12 protein-coding genes are annotated in these 15938 nt (G+C 72.7%); 8 read left to right on the top strand and 4 right to left on the bottom strand.

Translation table 11 applies throughout. The features are described 5' to 3' along the window. Nucleotides 1–205 precede the first annotated feature (205 nt). The 7 genes from ACFYV1_RS05445 (at nucleotide 206) to ACFYV1_RS05415 (ending at nucleotide 10924) form a co-directional block, all read left to right on the top strand. Complete coding sequence (locus ACFYV1_RS05445) at nucleotides 206–2614, top strand: ThuA domain-containing protein (RefSeq protein ID WP_389394024.1); 2409 nt, start codon at nucleotides 206–208, stop codon at nucleotides 2612–2614. Between the two features lie 53 nt (nucleotides 2615–2667). Continuing rightward, nucleotides 2668–4836 carry an OmpL47-type beta-barrel domain-containing protein gene (locus tag ACFYV1_RS05440; protein ID WP_389394577.1) on the top strand — a complete coding sequence of 723 codons (2169 nt, stop codon included), beginning with the start codon at nucleotides 2668–2670 and terminating at the stop codon, nucleotides 4834–4836. 228 nt (nucleotides 4837–5064) lie between these two features. Beyond that, complete coding sequence (locus ACFYV1_RS05435) at nucleotides 5065–6087, top strand: 3-oxoacyl-ACP synthase III family protein (RefSeq protein WP_389394023.1); 1023 nt, start codon at nucleotides 5065–5067, stop codon at nucleotides 6085–6087. Continuing rightward, nucleotides 6084–6839 (top strand): glycosyltransferase family A protein, encoded by a 756-nt coding sequence (locus ACFYV1_RS05430; RefSeq protein WP_389394022.1) that lies wholly within the window; start codon nucleotides 6084–6086, stop codon nucleotides 6837–6839. The genes ACFYV1_RS05435 and ACFYV1_RS05430 overlap by 4 nt, the downstream gene beginning before the upstream one ends. A 172-nt stretch (nucleotides 6840–7011) precedes the next feature. Next, a complete protein-coding gene (locus ACFYV1_RS05425) occupies nucleotides 7012–8496 on the top strand; it encodes a class I adenylate-forming enzyme family protein (protein ID WP_389394021.1) in 1485 nt (494 codons plus the stop codon). Between the two features lie 281 nt (nucleotides 8497–8777). After that, complete coding sequence (locus ACFYV1_RS05420; protein WP_389394020.1) at nucleotides 8778–9974, top strand: cytochrome P450; 1197 nt, start codon at nucleotides 8778–8780, stop codon at nucleotides 9972–9974. After that, nucleotides 9971–10924 carry an NAD-dependent epimerase/dehydratase family protein gene (locus ACFYV1_RS05415; RefSeq protein ID WP_389394019.1) on the top strand — a complete coding sequence of 318 codons (954 nt, stop codon included), beginning with the start codon at nucleotides 9971–9973 and terminating at the stop codon, nucleotides 10922–10924. The genes ACFYV1_RS05420 and ACFYV1_RS05415 overlap by 4 nt, the downstream gene beginning before the upstream one ends. Before the next feature lie 22 nt (nucleotides 10925–10946). Here ACFYV1_RS05415 and ligD read toward each other — a convergent pair whose 3' ends face one another. Further along, nucleotides 10947–11960 carry a non-homologous end-joining DNA ligase gene (gene ligD / locus ACFYV1_RS05410; protein ID WP_389394018.1) on the bottom strand — a complete coding sequence of 338 codons (1014 nt, stop codon included), beginning with the start codon at nucleotides 11958–11960 and terminating at the stop codon, nucleotides 10947–10949. A gap of 54 nt (nucleotides 11961–12014) precedes the next feature. On the opposite strand from ligD, the gene ACFYV1_RS05405 reads away from it, so the two are divergent. Continuing rightward, a complete protein-coding gene (locus tag ACFYV1_RS05405; protein WP_389394017.1) occupies nucleotides 12015–13085 on the top strand; it encodes an ATP-dependent DNA ligase in 1071 nt (356 codons plus the stop codon). Here ACFYV1_RS05405 and ACFYV1_RS05400 read toward each other — a convergent pair. The 3 genes from ACFYV1_RS05400 to ACFYV1_RS05390 form a co-directional block, all read right to left on the bottom strand. Further along, nucleotides 13074–14315, bottom strand: a complete 1242-nt coding sequence (locus ACFYV1_RS05400; RefSeq protein WP_389394016.1) for a lytic transglycosylase domain-containing protein — start codon at nucleotides 14313–14315, stop codon at nucleotides 13074–13076. The genes ACFYV1_RS05405 and ACFYV1_RS05400 overlap by 12 nt on opposite strands. Then, entirely contained in the window at nucleotides 14312–14995 is a 684-nt protein-coding gene (locus ACFYV1_RS05395; RefSeq protein ID WP_389394576.1) for a hypothetical protein, read from the bottom strand. The genes ACFYV1_RS05400 and ACFYV1_RS05395 overlap by 4 nt, the downstream gene beginning before the upstream one ends. Nucleotides 14996–15399: 404 nt before the next feature. Continuing rightward, on the bottom strand, nucleotides 15400–15933 hold the full coding sequence (locus ACFYV1_RS05390; RefSeq protein WP_389394015.1) for a hypothetical protein: 534 nt from the start codon (nucleotides 15931–15933) through the stop codon (nucleotides 15400–15402). Nucleotides 15934–15938 lie beyond the last annotated feature (5 nt).

The raw sequence follows: 15938 nt of genomic DNA, 5'->3' as shown, positions 1-15938 counted from the left end.
TGATCTTCGTTTATCCACGCCCAGGACAAAGTTCGTCGAATTGCAGTCATACCTATTGGCGAACCGCGAAAAGAGGTCTAGCTTCAACGGCTGTTGTTGTGACCAAAGAGGGGTGGGTGACCACATGCAGCGCGCACCACATCACAGGTCCGGAAGAACGAGATCCCGAAAGCGCCTACTGGCGGCGGCACTTGGCGTCGGCGCCATGACCGCTTCCCTGCTCGGCGGCGGCAGCATCGCCGGCGCCGCACCGCATCCGGCACCACCGACAACGTTGTCCCTTCCGTCGCCGCCTGGCGGCGCGAACGTGCGGGTGCTCGTCTTCCACGGCTCCGCGACCGCGGAGTCGCCGACCGTCGACGCCGGTATCGCCGCGATCGAGTCGATCGGGCTGAGCGGGCCGAACGCGGGCCGCTTCAGGACGGAGGCCACCGACGACCCGGCGGTCTTCACCAATGCCAAGCGGCTGGGCAGGTTCAACGCCGTCGTGTTCCTGACCGGCGGCGGCGATGTCCTCGACCCCGCCCAGGAAGCCGGACTCGAGTCGTATCTGGAGGCCGGCGGCGGGTTCGTCGGCATTCACGAAGCGGCACGCACCGAGCCGTACTCCGACTGGTTCACCGGCCTGATCGGCGCCCGGCCGACCGGCGCGCCCAGCAGCACGCAGCGGGCCGTCGTCGAGGTCGGCGACCGCGTGCACCCGGCCACCAAGTCGCTCCCACTGCAGTGGAAGCGGCCCGACAAGTGGTTCAACTGGGCGGAGAACCCCTCGGGCAAGGTGCACACCGTGGCCCGGGTGAAGGAGAACTCGTACACCCCGGCGGAGAAGCCGGGCGGCTGGGACCACCCGATCTCCTGGTGCCGCGACTACGACGGCGGCCGCTCCTTCTACACCGGCATGGGCGGTACGGTCGACAGCTTCGCCGAGACGGACTTCCGCGACCATCTGCGCGGGGCGCTCGCCTGGACGACACGCCTCTCGCAGGCCGACTGCAAAGCCACCATCGACTCCAACTACACGGCGGAGCGGGTCACCAAGCCCAACCAGCCGGGCCAGAACGACCAGATCGGCGAGCCGCACGGCCTGGTCGTCGCACCGGACGGGCGGGTGCTCTACATCGGGCGCGGCGGCGCCGACTCGTCCCAGCCGGTCGTCAGGGACTGGAACAACCCCGACATCGGCAAGGGCCAGGGCGAGATCCACGTCTACGACCCGAAGACGAAGCAGGTCACCAAGGCCGGTGCGCTGACCGTTTTCGGCAACAAGGGCGGCGGCGACGAGCTGATCAAGAACGAGGAAGGGCTGCTCGGCATCGAGCTGGACCCGGACTTCATGACCAACGGCTGGGTGTATCTGCACTACACGCCCCATTCGGAGATCAACCGCGACACCCACATGGCGGAGCGCCGGGTGTCCCGCTTCACCCTCGACCTGGCCACCAACCGACTGGACCAGGCGAGCGAGAAGGTGCTGCTGCACTGGCCGGTGCAGATCCACAGCTGCTGCCACGCGGGCGGCGGGATGGCCTGGGACTCCAAGGGCAACCTGTACATCGCGACCGGCGACAACAACTCGTCCGGTTTCAGCGGCGGCTACTCCGGCAACAACCCGGAGCCCGACTTCAAGGGCGTGTCGTTCGCCGACGCGCGCCGCACCGCGGGCAACACCAACAACCTCAACGGCAAGATCCTGCGGATCCACCCCGAGGACGACGGCACCTTCACCCTCCCCGAGGGCAACCTCTTCACGGGCGAGGAGACGGCCGAGGGCGGCGGCAAGACCCGCGGTGAGATCTATGTGATGGGCGTCCGCAACCCGGCCCGTATCTTCGTCGACAAGCAGACGGACATCCTCTACGCCGGCTGGGTCGGCCCGGACGCAGGCGCCCCCTCGACGACCTGGGGTCCGGCCAAGTACGACACCTTCGCCGCCATCACCAAGGCCGGCAACCACGGCTGGCCGTACTGCATGGGCAACAACCAGCCCTACCGCGACCGCAACCTGCCGGACCCGAGCAAGCCGCTCGGCTGGTACGACTGCGACGCCCCCAAGAACGAGTCGCCCAACAACGACGGTCTGGTGAACCTGCCTCCCGTCACGCCCAACACCATCTGGTACTCGCCGCAGGGCGGCGGCGTGGACTACCCGCGCGACGCGAACGGCATCCCCAGCTACAAGCAGGAGGAGCAGAAGCTGCTGCTGCCGTGGCTCAAGGGCGGTGGCCAGGCGACCATGAACGGCCCGGTCTACCGCTTCGACGGAGCGAGCGACTCCGCGGTCAAGTGGCCGGCGTACTGGGACGGCAAGTGGTTCGTCGGTGACTTCTACGACGGGGACCAGCCCCGCCACGCGGTGCTGACCGACCCGAGGACCGTCGGCAAGGGCGGCCTGCCCGTGCACGCCGAGTCCCTCAAGAAGATCATCCCGGTGGGATCCGGCGGCATCCGCAACCTCATGGACTGGAAGTTCGCACCCGACGGGTCGCTGTACGTCCTGGACTACGGGCGCGGGTTCTTCACCTCCGACTCCAACTCCGCGCTGTGGCGCGTGACCTACAAGGGCGGCGGGGCCACCCCCGCCGCGGACCAGCTGGCGAGGAAGGCGGAGCAGTGAGATTCAGACACCGAACCGCGAGTTTGTGGACGGCCCTGCTGGCCGCCGTGGCGATGCTCGTCGGACTGACGTCCGCCGCCGCGTACGGCACGACCGCGGCCGACCGGACCGGAGACGGCCCGCAGGCCGCGGCCGAACAGGTGCTGACCTGGACGGCCGGTGACCCCATCGACAAGTACCTGTCGTTCCCGACCACCGCGGTGGCCGGGCCGGCGACGATCGTCTTCGAGAACAGCGAGGCCACCGGCAACACGACCGGCATGCCGCACACGCTGACCTTCTCCGTGTCCGACGTCGAGTTCAACAACGACGTTCAGCTGAACCTGCTGGCCAACCCGAACGACGACATGGGCGGCAGGCACACCGCTGAGGTCAACCTCACGGCCGGACGGTACTTCTACCACTGCACCATCCCCGGCCACGGCACCATGCAGGGCATCCTGACCGTCACCGAGGGCAGCGGCGAGGACACCACCGCGCCGGTCACGACGGCGACGGTGGCGGGCGACAGGAACGCCGACGGCGCGTACATCGGGCAGGCCACCGTCTCCCTGGCGGCGACCGACGAGGGCGCGGGCGTCGACAAGATCGAGTTCGCACTCGGCACCGACGGCCCGTGGCAGCCGTACACGGCGCCGGTCGTCGTCGACGAGGTCGGCACCCACAAGGTCCGTTACCGCGCCTACGACAAGGCCGGCAACGTCGAGACGGAGAAGTCCGCCGACTTCTCCGTCGTCACCCGGCCCACGGACGACACGACCGCACCCGAGACCTCGGCCACGGTGAGCGGCGACAAGGACGACCAGGGCCGGTACGTGGGGATGGCCACGGTCACCGTGACCGCCTCCGACGCGGGTTCCGGCGTCAACACCGTCGAGTACGCGATCGGGGACGGCGCCTGGCAGCCGTACACCGCCCCGGTGATGGTGCACGAGGCGGGAGCGCACAAGGTCCGCTACAGGGCGACAGACAAGGCCGGCAACGCGGCCGCGGAGAAGGCGGTGGAGTTCACCGTCGTCGAACCGCCGGCCGAGGACAAGGAGCCGCCGCAGACCACCGCCGGCATCGCGGGCGACCAGAACTCCGACGGCGCGTACGTCGGACGGGCCACGGTCACGGTCGTCGCGGTCGACTCCGGCGGCTCGGGCGTCGAGAAGGTCGAGTACTCGCTCGACGGCGGCCCGTACCTCGCCTACACCGCGCCGGTCGTCGTCGACCGGGTCGGCTTCCACACCTTCCTCTACCGGGCCACGGACAGGTCGGGCAACACCTCCGAGGCCAAGAGCCTGTCCTTCTCCGTCACCGAGGGCGGCGGTGTCCCCGCGCCCAACTGCCCCGAGTACGACGAGCGTACGACGGTCATCGTCGGCGACGTCGACACCGGTGTCCCGAACCGGATGACGAGCAGCCGCTGCACCATCAACGAGCTGATCGAGGACGAGAAGGACTGGTCCTCGCACGCCCTGTTCCTCAAGCACGTGGACCAGGTGCTCGACCGGCTCCTCGACGAGGGTGTCATCGACAGCCGTGAGCACCGGACGATCCACCGGGCGGCCAGGGAGTCCGGCATCGGCAAGCCGGGCCGGACCAACGGCTACCGCAAGATCTTCGACGGCAGCGAGGAGACCTTCTCCAAGTGGCAGCACGTCGGCGGCGGCAAGTTCTCGCTCGGCGAGGACGGGGCGATGACCAGCAGCACCACCGTCCCCGGCATGGGCATGCTGTGGTTCCCGCAGCGCCAGTACGGCGACTTCTCGCTCAAGCTCCAGTGGCGCGACGACGCACCGGGCTCCGGCAACGCCAACGGCGGTGTCTTCGTCCGCTTCCCGTGGGTGCACGACAACCCGGAGGAGTCCCGACCGGAGTGGGTCGCCATCAAGTACGGCCATGAGGTGCAGGTCCTTGACCGTCCGGACGGCGACATGTACAAGTCCGGCTCGATCTACGGCTTCGACCGGGTCGGGCTCGGCGGCGCGGGAGTGACCCCGAAGGGCACCTGGAACGACTACGAGATCCGGGTGGAGGGTCAGCACTACTCGATCTTCCGCAACGGCAAGCTGATCAACGAGTTCGACAACACCGGTGGTCAGGCCTTCACCCCGCCGCGCTCGGACGACCCGGGCACGGACGGACGCCGGTACGCCACCGGCTACATCGGCCTCCAGGTCCACGGCACGACGGACGTGATCTCCTACCGCGACATCAGGATCAGGGAGTTGTAGCCCCGAGAGGACCAGGGAGTCGCGGCCCCCGCCAGGACCAGGGAGTCGCGGCCCCTGCCAGGGCCAGGAGGTTCCGGCCCCTGCGCACGTCCGCCGCTGCCCCGCCGTCCCGTCCGGGAACGGCGGGGCAGCGGTGCGTCGCCACCCGTGCCGCTACTCACCCGCGGCACCCGGTAAATGAGCGGTTGTACTCAGGCCCGCCCCTTTGCCTGCTGCGACGATCGCCGCATGCTCAAACACACGAGCGATCCGCGACAGCGGGTCGGGATCACCGGCGTCGGCAGCGCGCTGCCGGACACGGTGCTGACATCGCACAGCCTGCAGCGCGAGGCGACCGCGCACCTCGCCAAGTCCCTGCCCGGCACGCTGCTCGCACAGGCCACCGGCATCGACACGCGCCGCGTCGCGGCCGACGACGAGTACGCCTCGACGCTCGCGCTGCGCGCCGGCCGCAGGGCGCTCGCCGCGGCGTCGCTCGACCCGCACGACGTCGACCTGCTGCTGTTCGCCTCCGCGTCACGCGACATGGTCGAGCCCGCCACGGCGCACATCGTGCAGGACCGGCTCGGCTCGAAGGCCCATGCCCTCGACGTCACCAACGCCTGCAACAGCTTCGTCAACGGCATCGACGTCGCCCGCAACGCCGTCCTGGCCGGCCGGGCCCGCCGGGCGCTGGTCGTCACGGGTGAGACGCCGACGCGTGCGATACGCAGGACGCCCGCCGACTTCGCCGAGTTCCGTGCCGGATTCGCGGGCTACACCTTCGGGGACGCCGGCGCGGCCGTGGTCCTGGAGCCGGTCCAGCGGGGCGGCATCCTCGACGTGGACACGGAAACGCACTCCGAGCACTGGGCGGTCGGCGGCATACCGGGCGGCGGGTCGCGCCACCCGCGCGGCGACGAGCACACCTACTTCCAGGGCGACGGCCGCGAACTGCGCGGCGTGTTCGAGAAGGTGGGCGCCTCGGTCGTCGAGCGGACCCTGCACCGTGCCGGCACGGACTGGGACGGCTTCGCGAAGGTGCTGGTCCACCAGGTGACCGTGCCCTACCTCGAACGGTTCGCCGAACTGACCGGTGTGCCCACGGACAAGCTGGTGGTCACCGTCCCCGAACTCGGCAACATCGCCAGCGCGAGCATCGGCGTGCAGCTGGAACGGGTCCACGACGAGCTGGAGACGGGCGAGCGGGTGCTGTTCGTCGGCCTCGGCGGCGGCATCAGCATCATGACCATGGTCTGGGAGAAGTCATGAGCGCGCCCGGCGGTCTGTGGGTGGTGGTTCCCGCGCACCAGGAGGAGGAACGGCTGGCCGGCACCCTGGCGGCGCTGGCGGCGCAGCGGGACCGCGACTTCACCCTGCTCGTCGTGGACAACGCCTCGTCCGACCGTACCGGCGCGATCGCCAGGGACTTCGCCGCTCGGGCGCCGTTCCCGGTGGAGGTGCTGGTGGAGCCGGAGAAGGGAGTGGGCTGCGCCGTGGACACCGGCTTCCGGTACGCCATCGAGCGGGGTGCGACGCTGCTGGCCCGTACGGACGCCGACTGCCTGCCGCGGCCCGGCTGGACACGGGCCGCCCGCGCCACGATGACCCTGAGGCCCGGACCGGCGATGGTGTGCGGTCGGATCGTCGCCCGGCGCGACGAGCACGGTCCGCTCGGCCGCGCCGGATTCGCGGCCCTCGTGTCGCTGGCCGCCCTGTTCGGCCGGCTCCGGCCGGCTCACGCGCGCAGGAACGGCTTCCGTGCTCCGTACCGGATGCACGCCGGCAACAACATGGCGATCACCTCGGACCTGTATCTGGCCTGCGGCGGCATGCCGCGCCGCCCGTCGCCGACGGACCGGCTGTTCCTGAACCGGGTGCGGCGGGAGACGGACCGTATCGTGCGCTGCCCGGACATGGTCGTGGAGAACTCCACACGCAGACTCCGGGCGTACGGCATCAGGGGCACCGCCCGCTGGTACCTGGACCAGGGCAGCGACGGGCGCGGCGACGACCCGCGCTGACGCACCCCCCGCGCTCTCTCCCGTACCAACGCCGGGCTGCTCTCACCTCAGACGTGCGGACCCGCAGACCCGCAGGCCCACAGACCGGGAGACCGGGAGACCACAGACCGCAGACCGCAGACCGCAGACCGCAGACCGCAGACCCGCTCGGACTACCCGTGGACGGCTGATCATGCTCGACCTTCTGGACCACTCCCTGCGCTCCTCGCCCGAGCGGCCCGCGGTACTGTGCGCGACCCGTACCGGGCGCACCCGCGTCCGGGCCACCCGCGGCGAACTGGCCGCGCTGGCCGACGCGTACGCCTCCTCCCTGTACGCCCGCGGCCTGCGCCCCGGCGACACCGTCGGTGTCGCGGTGCGCCCCGGGCCACGGGCGCTCGCCGTGCTGCTCGCCCTGTGGCGGCTCGGGCTGCGCGGCGCCGTGCTCGACCCCGGAGCCGGGCCCGACGTACTGCGCGCCAGGCTGGCGTCGGTGCGGCCGTCTCTCGTGCTGGCAGACGCCGCCGCGCAGGCGGTGGCCGGGTGGGCCGCACCGCTGGCCGCGCGGGCACGACTCGCCCTGCCGCCACTGGAGGAGATCGGCCCGGTGGCGACGGTCGGCCGCCGGCTGCCCGGCTGCGCGCCCGCGCTCGGCCTCGCGGACGCTCGCCTTCCGTCGTTCGACCACGGGGACGGTGACGCCGTGATCGTGTTCACCTCCGGTACGACCTCCCGGCCGAGGGCCGTGGTGCACAGCCGCTCCGGCCTCGCCGCCGGCATGGACACGGTCGCCACGCTGTTCCGCGCCAGACCCGGCGAACCCGTCGTCGGGGGAACCTTCTTCGTACTCGTGCCCTCCCTGGCCCAGGGCGCCCCCGTCGCGCTTCCCGCGCGATCACCGAAGGTGCTTGCCAGGCAACTCCGGCGACTGCGCCCCGACGGCACATACCTGACGCCACCTCAGCTACGGGCCGCGCTGAACGCCGACGCCCGGTTCACGGGCCGGGTGTGGACCGGTTCCGCACCGGCGAGCGCCGAACTGCTCGGTCGGGTACGGGCGGCCGGCGCCGCGGAGGCCTGGGGTGTGTACGCGTTGACCGAACTGTTTCCCGCAGCGGCGGTCGAGTCCCGTGACAAGGCGGCGTTCGCGGGGGCGGGGGATCTCGTCGGTGCCCCTCTGCCGGGTGTCGAGGTGCGCACGGAGGGCGGTCAGCTGCTGCTGTCCGGGCCGGCCGCGCGTAACCGCTACCTCGGGGAGGGCCCCGACCCGTGGGTGCGCACGGGCGACCGGGCACACCTGGACGCCTCCGGGCGGATCGTGCTCGAGGGCCGCTGCAAGGACATGGTGCTGCGGCGTGCCGAGAACATCTATCCGGGCCTGTACGAGCCGTCGTTGCATGTGCCGGGCGTCGAACTAGCGGTGCTGGTCGGCGTTCCGGCGGGCGACGGTGACGAACGACTGGTCGCCGTGGTCCAACCCGGGCCGGGGCACGACGAATCCCGGCTGCGGTCCGCGCTCGCGGGGCCGCTGCGCCGGATGGGCACGGCCCGGCCGGACGCACTGCTGTTCGCCGACGTGCCACTGTCCGGCCGGTCGCGAAAGCCGGACCGGGCGGCGGCATCGCGGCTCGCGGCGGAACACCTGCGCACGACCGGACTCACGGGGGTACGGGCATGACCGGCCGTCCACTGCGCTCACTCCTCGCGTCGTCGGACCGGCGGCGGCGTGGCGAAGTCGGGGCGGTCGCGGGCCCGTTGACGGTTCGCAGCGGGACGGAATGTCCTGGCGCTCCGGAGGGCCCCGGCGATCCGGACGGTCGCGGCGATCCCGGCAGTCCTGACGGCTCCCACGGCCCCGGCGGTCTTGGAGATCCCGACGGCCCCGGCGGACCCGGCCATCCCTGCGGCACCGGCGGCGCCGGTGGCGCCGGTGGCCCCGGCGGTGCGTGTCCTGGGCGCGTGGCTGCCGGCGGTGACACACGGGAGGGCAGGGAGCCGGCCGGCGCCGGCGCGAGTAGTGGCCCGGCCGGCGGCACCGGGCATGCTCGGGCGCGACGGCGCGACCGGCGGGTGTACCTGCGCGCCCACCCGTTGCTCTTCGCCCTGCTCGCCGCGACCCGCGGCCGCCCCGTCCGCAAGATCGGCCGCACCGTGCTCGTGCACGACGCCGACACCTACCGCGAGGTGCTGACCCGGCTGCCCCTCGACCGTACGGCCGCGCGGACCACGGGCGGCGCCGCGCAGGCGGCGCTCGGCGGGCGGGGCGCCGGGGACGCCGGTGTCCTGTTCGACCAGGACGGGCCTGAGCACCGGGCCGTGCGGCGCGGCCTCGCGCGGGATCTCGGCGCGGCCGGCACCGAGGAACTGCGTTCGCTGTGGCGGCCGTTGCTGGCGCGTCGGCTCGAACCACTGGCATCGGGCGGCACCCTCGACGTCGTCGCGCTCACCCGCGAACTGTCGGGCACGGTCGTCTGCGCGCTGCTCGGCTCCCCCGCCTCTCCTCGAGCCGTCGCGACCGCCGCCGCGGACGTCGCCGCCGCGTCGGTACGCAGCGAGCTGCCCGGCCTCCGCCCTGCCGGGGCGAGAGTCGCCGTGGCGAAGGCTGCACAACGGCTGCGCCGGCTCCTGAACGACGAGGACGCCGGTGACGACGCGCTGTCCGCGATGGTGGCGGTCGCGACGGTGAACACGACCGTCGCCGCCCTCCCCCGGGCCGCCGCCTGGTGCGCCGACGCCCGCCTCTGGGAGCAGGCAGGGGACGACACGCTGCGCCGCGATCTGGCCGACGAGCTGCTGCGCGTCACCGCCGCCTCACCCCTGTTGCCGCGGGTCGCGGCGGCGGACGGTGCCGTCGGCGGATGCCCGGTGCGCGCCGGTGACCGACTGCTGCTGGTCGCGCGCCATGCCGTCGGCGCGCACCGGGCGGACCCGGACGCGGTGCACCCTGCTCCGCCGGGCGTCGCCCGTCTCGTCTTCGGCGCCGGACCGCACACCTGTCCCGGCGCCGGTCTCGCCCGGGCGATGCTGGAGGACCTGCTCGCGGCACTGGCCCCCCACCGCCCGGCCGTCGTACGGGCCCAGGTCGACCGTGGGGCGGCCCTCCCCGGCTGGCGGACTCTGACGCTGCGCGCCACGGTCCGTCAGGAGCCTCGGTGAGCGCCCGGCTCCGCGTCGCGGTGACCGGCGCCTCCGGTTTCTGCGGCGGGCATGTCGCACGGGCTGCCGTGGCGGCGGGCGCTGACGTGGTGTGCCTGGGCCGCAGGCCGGGGCACACGGGCGAGTTCCGCTTCTGGGACGCCGCGTCGGGCGCCCCGGACCTGACCGGCGTCGACCAGGTGGTGCACTGCGCGGCGGCGGTCGGCGACCCTGCGCCCGGCTCCCCGGCGGAGGCGCGGATGCACGCGGTCAACGTGGCGGGCACAGTGCGGCTGCTGGAGGCGGCCGGCGAGCGCCCGGTGGTCTGGATGAGCAGCGCGAGCGTCTACGACCCGCGCGCGAGCCGCGCGCTGGTCCGCGAGGACCACCCCCGGTCCGGGCATTTGAACGCCTACGGGCGCACCAAGGCGGCCGGTGACGCGCTCGCGCTGGCAGCGGGTGCCGTGGTGCTGCGTCCGCGTGCCGTGTACGGCCCCGGTGACACGCAACTCCTGCCCCGACTGCTGTCCCGGGTCAGGGCGGGGACGCTGCTGCTGCCCGGCCCGGACGTACGGCTGAGCCTGACGGCGGTCGAGAACCTGGCCGACGCGTGCCTCGCGGCGGCGGGCTGGCCACCGGGCGCGTACAACATCGCGGACCCTGAGCCGTACGGCAGGGACGCGGCGGTACGGGCGGTGCTGCGCGCCCACGGCGTGGCGGCGCGGATCCGGCACCTGCCCCCGGCCCTCGCGACCGCGGCGGCCCGCGTCACCGAGGGCGCGGCCCGCCTCACCCGCACCGAGCCGGTGCTCAGCAGGTACGCGGTCGACCAGCTCGCCCACTCGGTGGTCCTCGACGTGACGCGCGCGAGGGCGCGGGGATGGCAGCCGGGAAGAACGCTGGCCGACTACCTGGCGGCGGGGTGCGGAGCCGGGGCGGAAGCTCCTCCCCCACACCGGCCCTTCCCGTGACCGGAACGACCCCGGACGCAGGTCAGGCGGTCGGCTTCTTCGCACGGCTGGGCTGGACGCGCTTCGGCTCGCCCGGCATCTTCGGGTAGTCCGGCGGGTAGGGCAGATCGCCCATCCCGTGTTCGCGTTCGTCCTTGCGCGACAGCTCCAGCAGGCTCTCCAGCGAGAAGGCGTGGTCGTCCATGTCGGCGTGCACATCGCCGAGTTCCGCGAAGCGCGGTGGCATGGTGACGATGTCGAAGTCGAACGGCGACACGTCGTCGAGCTCGTCCCAGCGCAGCGGCGCGGAGACGGGGGCGTGGGGGCGCGGGCGCACGGAGTAGGCGGAGGCGATGGTGCGGTCGCGGGCGGTCTGGTTGTAGTCGACGAAGATCCGCTCGCCGCGCTCCTCCTTCCACCAGGCGGTGGTCACCCGGCCGGGCATCCGTCGTTCGAGCTCCCGGCCGACCGCGATCGCGGCGCGGCGCACGCCGGTGAACTCCCAGTTGGGCTCGATCGGTACGAAGACGTGCACGCCGCGGCCCCCGGAGGTCTTGGGCCAGCCGCGCAGTCCGTACTCGTCCAGCAGGGCGCGCAGCTCGTGGGCGGCCCTGACGGCGTCCTTGAAGTCGGTGCCGGGCTGCGGGTCGAGGTCGATGCGCAGTTCGTCGGGGTGGTCGACGGCGTCCCTGCGCACGGGCCACGGGTGGAAGGGCAGTGTGCCGAGGTTCGCCGCCCAGATCACGGCAGCGACCTCGGTTGGGCACATCTCGTCGGCGGTGCGGCCGCTGGGGAAGGAGATGTGGGCGGTGGGGATCCAGTCGGGGAGGTACTTGGGGACGCGCTTCTGGAAGAAGGACTCGCCCTCCACTCCGTCCGGATAGCGTTCGAGCGTCGTGGGCCGCTCCCGCAGGGCTCTGAGGATGCCGGGGCCCACGGCCAGGTAGTACTGCGCCACGTCGAGCTTGGTGAAGCCCCGCTCGGGGAAATAGATCTTGTCCGGATTGGACAGGCGTACGGTCCGTCCGCCTACGTCGAGTTCCACCGCTGCACCCATGTGCGCCACGGTAGGCCGAGCGCATCAAGGCCGCATATCGGGCAGAATCGACGCATGGATCTGCCCGTGATGCCGCCTGTGAAGCCGATGCTGGCCAAGTCCGTGAAGAAGATCCCGCCGGGGATGCACTACGAGGCGAAGTGGGACGGCTTTCGCGCCATCGTCCATCGCGACGGCGACGAGCTGGTGATCGGCTCCCGTACCGGCAAGCCGCTCACCAGGTACTTTCCTGAGCTGGCCGCCGCGCTTCTCGCCAATCTGCCGCACCGCTGCGTGGTCGACGGCGAGATCGTCATCGCGCACGACGGGCGGCTGGACTTCGACAGGCTCACCGAGCGCATCCACCCCGCCGACTCGCGGGTGCGGATGCTCGCGGAACGCACCCCGGCCAGCCTTGTCGCCTTCGACATGCTCGCGCTCGGCGACGAGTCGCTGATGGACGCCCCTCTCACCGCGCGGCGGCGACTGCTCGAGGAGTCGCTGGCGGATGCGCGACCGCCCGTGCACGTCGCGCCGTCGACCACCGACATCGATGTGGCGCAGGAGTGGTTCGAGCGTTACGAGGGGGCGGGCCTGGACGGCGTCGTGGCCAAGCCCCTGGATCTGCCGTACCGGCCGGACACCCGGCTCATGTACAAGATCAAGCACGAGCGGACCGCCGATGTCGTCGTCGCCGGGTACCGCTTCCACAAGAGCGGGCCGATCGTCGGTTCGCTGCTGCTCGGCCTGTACGACGACTCGGGGGCGCTGCAGCACGTCGGTGTCTGCGCGGCGTTCTCGGCGAAGCGGCGGCAGGAGCTCGTGGCGGAGCTGGAGCCGCTGCGCATGGACCCGGTGACGGGCCATCCCTGGGCGGCGTGGGCACAGGAGAGCGCCCATGAGGGCGCCAGGCTGCCGGGGGCGCCGAGCCGCTGGTCGGGCAAGAAGGACCTGTCGTGGGTCGCGCTGCGTCCCGAGCGGGTGATGGAGGTCGCGTACGACCACATGGAGGGCGACCGTTTCCGGCACACCGCGCAGTTCCGGCGCTGGAGGCCCGACCGGGAGCCCGCCGGCTGCACGTACACGCAGCTGGAGGAGCCGGTGAGCTACGACCTGGCCGAGGTGCTGACGCCCTCAGGAGGGTGAGCAGGCGGTCTCTCCGGGCGTTGTGGAGGGCGCGGGGTCGGGTGACCCGGTGGCCGAATCCGAGGGCGAGGGCGAGGGCGACGGCGACGGGCAGTCCGACGGGCTGGGGTCCGGTGATGGATCAGGGCTGGGGTCGGGCGAGGGGTCGGGGGACGGATCAGGGGACGGGTCGGGGCTCGGCGAGGGATCGGGGGACGGGTCTGGGCTCGACGAGGGGTCGGGGGACGGGTCTGGGCTCGACGAGGGGTCGTCACCAGGTGTCGGGATCGGCCTGCTCGGCGTCGGCAACGGCCGGGGGGCCGGACCGGCCGGCGGTCCGACGATGATCTCGCCGTCCCCTCCCCCGTCCCCGCCCCCGTCTCCCCCGCCGACGGGTTCCTTCGCCGGGTTCTTACCGCCGGCGCCGGGGCTGACCGGGAGCACGCCCGTGCCGTCGGTCACCGGGTGGACGCCCTTGCGGTAGAACTCGAACCAGGCGAGCACCGTACGCAGATACACCTGCGAGTGGTTGTAGCTGAGGATCGCCCCGTCCAGATGGGCCCGGACCGCCAGGCTGCGGTCGCCGGCGCAGAGGTAGCGGCCGGCGGCGAGCGCGGCGTCGTGGATGTTGTTCGGGTCCCTGCGGCCGTCGTCGTTCGCGTCCTGACCCCAGTTCGCCCAGGTGGAGGGGATGAACTGCATCGGCCCGACGGCACGGTCGTAACGGGTGTCACCGTCCCAGGCTCCGTTGTCGGTGTCGGTGATGTGCGCGAACCCGTTGCCGTCGAGGACCGGCCCCAGGATCGGCGAGAGCGTGGTGCCTGCCGCGTCGACGCGCCCGCCGCGTGCCTGGCCGGACTCCACCTTTCCGATGGCGGCGAGCAGTTGCCACGGCAGCCGGCAGCCGGGATCGCTGCGCCCGACGGTCGCCTCCGCGCGGCGGTAGGCGGCGAGGACGCTCGCCGGGATGCCCGACTCGGCGGGCAGCAGACCGGGCCGGACGACCGGGACCGTGCCTGAGGAGAGGACGGGGCCCACCGGCGTACGCAGCGGGGGCAGTTCGACGTGGTACGAGTCGTCGTTCGGCGCGGTGGGCCGGCCTTCGCCGCCGGCGGCGGTGCGCTCGCGGTCGCCGGCAGGTCGCTGCTCCACGGCGCCGGGTGCCTGGGACGCGGTGAGCGCCGCCATGGCGGCCACGGCCGCGGCCGTTCCGGCCAGCCCCCGGCGTGTGCGCTTCCCGGACCGCCTCATGAGCCCGCCCCGAAGGTGTCGATGCCGGCGATGCGCCAGGTGCCGTCCTTGTGGACGGCGTCGACGGCGAGCATCGCCGCGGCGTATGTCGTCTCCTCCTTCGTGGCGGTGCGGGTGTTGCTCTGGTCGGCGTAGACGAGGACGCGGGCCCGGTCCCCGTCGATGAGTTCCACGCCGCTCGCGGTGACCGTGGTGGTGAGGACGAGCTTCTGCTTCGCCCCTTCCTTGCGTACGGCGGCGAGCATGTCGCCGTGCTGCCGCACCGCGCTGCCGGTCAGGTGCTTCGTGGCGGCCCGGTCGAGGGCACCGGCATCGGCGAAGTCGTAGGAGAAGACGGCCTCGACGGCTGTGGTGATCTGCCCCTTGACCTCGCTGGTGCGGGCGATGTCGGACAGGGCGGAGTTGCGTGCCGAGGGGGTGTCGCGCAGGTCCGTGGCGCGGGTGGCCGCGAAGGCGGCGAAGCCGCCGAGCAGGACGGTCACCACGGCCAACACGGCCGGCACCCGTACGCGGCGGCCGAGGGGCCTGCTCGGGGCGGCCTCCTCGGTGCCCGCATCCGCTGAGGCGGGAGCCGTTCGTACGCCGCCCGTTCGCACGCCGCCCGTCCTCGGCGGCCGTGGGCGCCCCCCGGCTTCCGTACCGGCACCGGCCGCCCGTCTGCGGGGCCGACGGGGCCCGATGCGCGTGCGGGCCGTCGCCGCGGCGGACCCGGGCTCGGCGGACTCGGGCTCGGCGGCTTGGTGCTCGGCGGATTCGGGCGCAGCGGTGGCCCGGGCGACGGCCCCGTCGCGGGCGGCGTCGCCCCGCGCGGCGTTCCGTTCGGCGGGGGCCGGTGCGGTGGCGTCCTCCCCTGCCCCACCGGCCGGGGCACGCCTGCCGGCGGGCCGGGGGGACTTGGAGCGCCCACCGGTCGGCGTCGCACCGGCGGCGGCCGGGCCCGTTGCGGGCGTGGCGCTCGCGTCCGCGGCGGCAGGCGCGCCACTCCCGGGTCCGCCGCCTTCGGCGGCCGCCGCGGAGGTCGCGAGCCGGCGTCGGCGGTTGATGAGGTGACGGGTCGTCGACATGTCCGGGGTCCTCTCGGTGGTTACTCGGCCGCGGTGTTGCCGACGGGTGCCTGACCCAGGGCGCTGAGCTTCCAGCCCTGGGGCGTACGGGTCAGCTCGCCGAGCATCCGGCTCTCCTTGCGGGCCGGTTCGCCCTTGGGGGCGGTCACCGTGATCCGCAGGGCGATCATGACGCTCGCCCTGCCGGCGCGGCCGTCGAGTTCGGTCACGGCCGCCGACAGCACCTTGGCGCTGGTGACCGTTTTCGCCTCCTGGATCTGACGCTCGAACTCACCGCGTCCGTCCACGAGTTGCCGGTGCAGGTCGCCGGTCGACGAGTCCTCCCAGCTGTCCAGGCCCCCCTTGAGGTCACGGTGGTCGAGGGTGTTCATGTTCTGCACCGCCTGACGGCCCGCGGCCAGTGCCTCGTCGCGTTCCTGGGCGTAGGACAGGGAGTCGTCGTGCGCGGCCTCGTACCAGGACCAGCCTCCCCAGCCCGCGCAGCCGGCCGCCAGGACGGTCAGTGTGAGAGCCGCCGCGACCAGCGGGCTCCGTGTGGTGCGTGTGCGTGCCATGTGCG

It is taken from the genome of Streptomyces sp. NPDC003023 (genome assembly GCF_042888225.1).
GTDB lineage: Bacteria > Actinomycetota > Actinomycetes > Streptomycetales > Streptomycetaceae > Streptomyces.
The sequence above is the reverse complement of the archived record's forward strand: the minus strand, read 5'-3'. Positions and strand labels throughout refer to the sequence as shown.

Bases quoted from the DNA above. Each gene is read 5' to 3' on its own strand.
- ACFYV1_RS05430 (WP_389394022.1), top strand. From the start codon at position 6,084: ATGAGCGCGCCCGGCGGTCTGTGGGTGGTGGTTCCCGCGCACCAGGAG.
- ACFYV1_RS05440 (WP_389394577.1), top strand. From the start codon at position 2,668: ATGCTCGTCGGACTGACGTCCGCCGCCGCGTACGGCACGACCGCGGCC.
- ACFYV1_RS05445 (WP_389394024.1), top strand. From the start codon at position 206: ATGACCGCTTCCCTGCTCGGCGGCGGCAGCATCGCCGGCGCCGCACCG.
- ACFYV1_RS05435 (WP_389394023.1), top strand. From the start codon at position 5,065: ATGCTCAAACACACGAGCGATCCGCGACAGCGGGTCGGGATCACCGGC.
- ACFYV1_RS05400 (WP_389394016.1), bottom strand. From the start codon at position 14,315: ATGAGGCGGTCCGGGAAGCGCACACGCCGGGGGCTGGCCGGAACGGCC.
- ligD (WP_389394018.1), bottom strand. From the start codon at position 11,960: ATGGGTGCAGCGGTGGAACTCGACGTAGGCGGACGGACCGTACGCCTG.
- ACFYV1_RS05390 (WP_389394015.1), bottom strand. From the start codon at position 15,933: ATGGCACGCACACGCACCACACGGAGCCCGCTGGTCGCGGCGGCTCTC.
- ACFYV1_RS05405 (WP_389394017.1), top strand. From the start codon at position 12,015: ATGGATCTGCCCGTGATGCCGCCTGTGAAGCCGATGCTGGCCAAGTCC.
- ACFYV1_RS05425 (WP_389394021.1), top strand. From the start codon at position 7,012: ATGCTCGACCTTCTGGACCACTCCCTGCGCTCCTCGCCCGAGCGGCCC.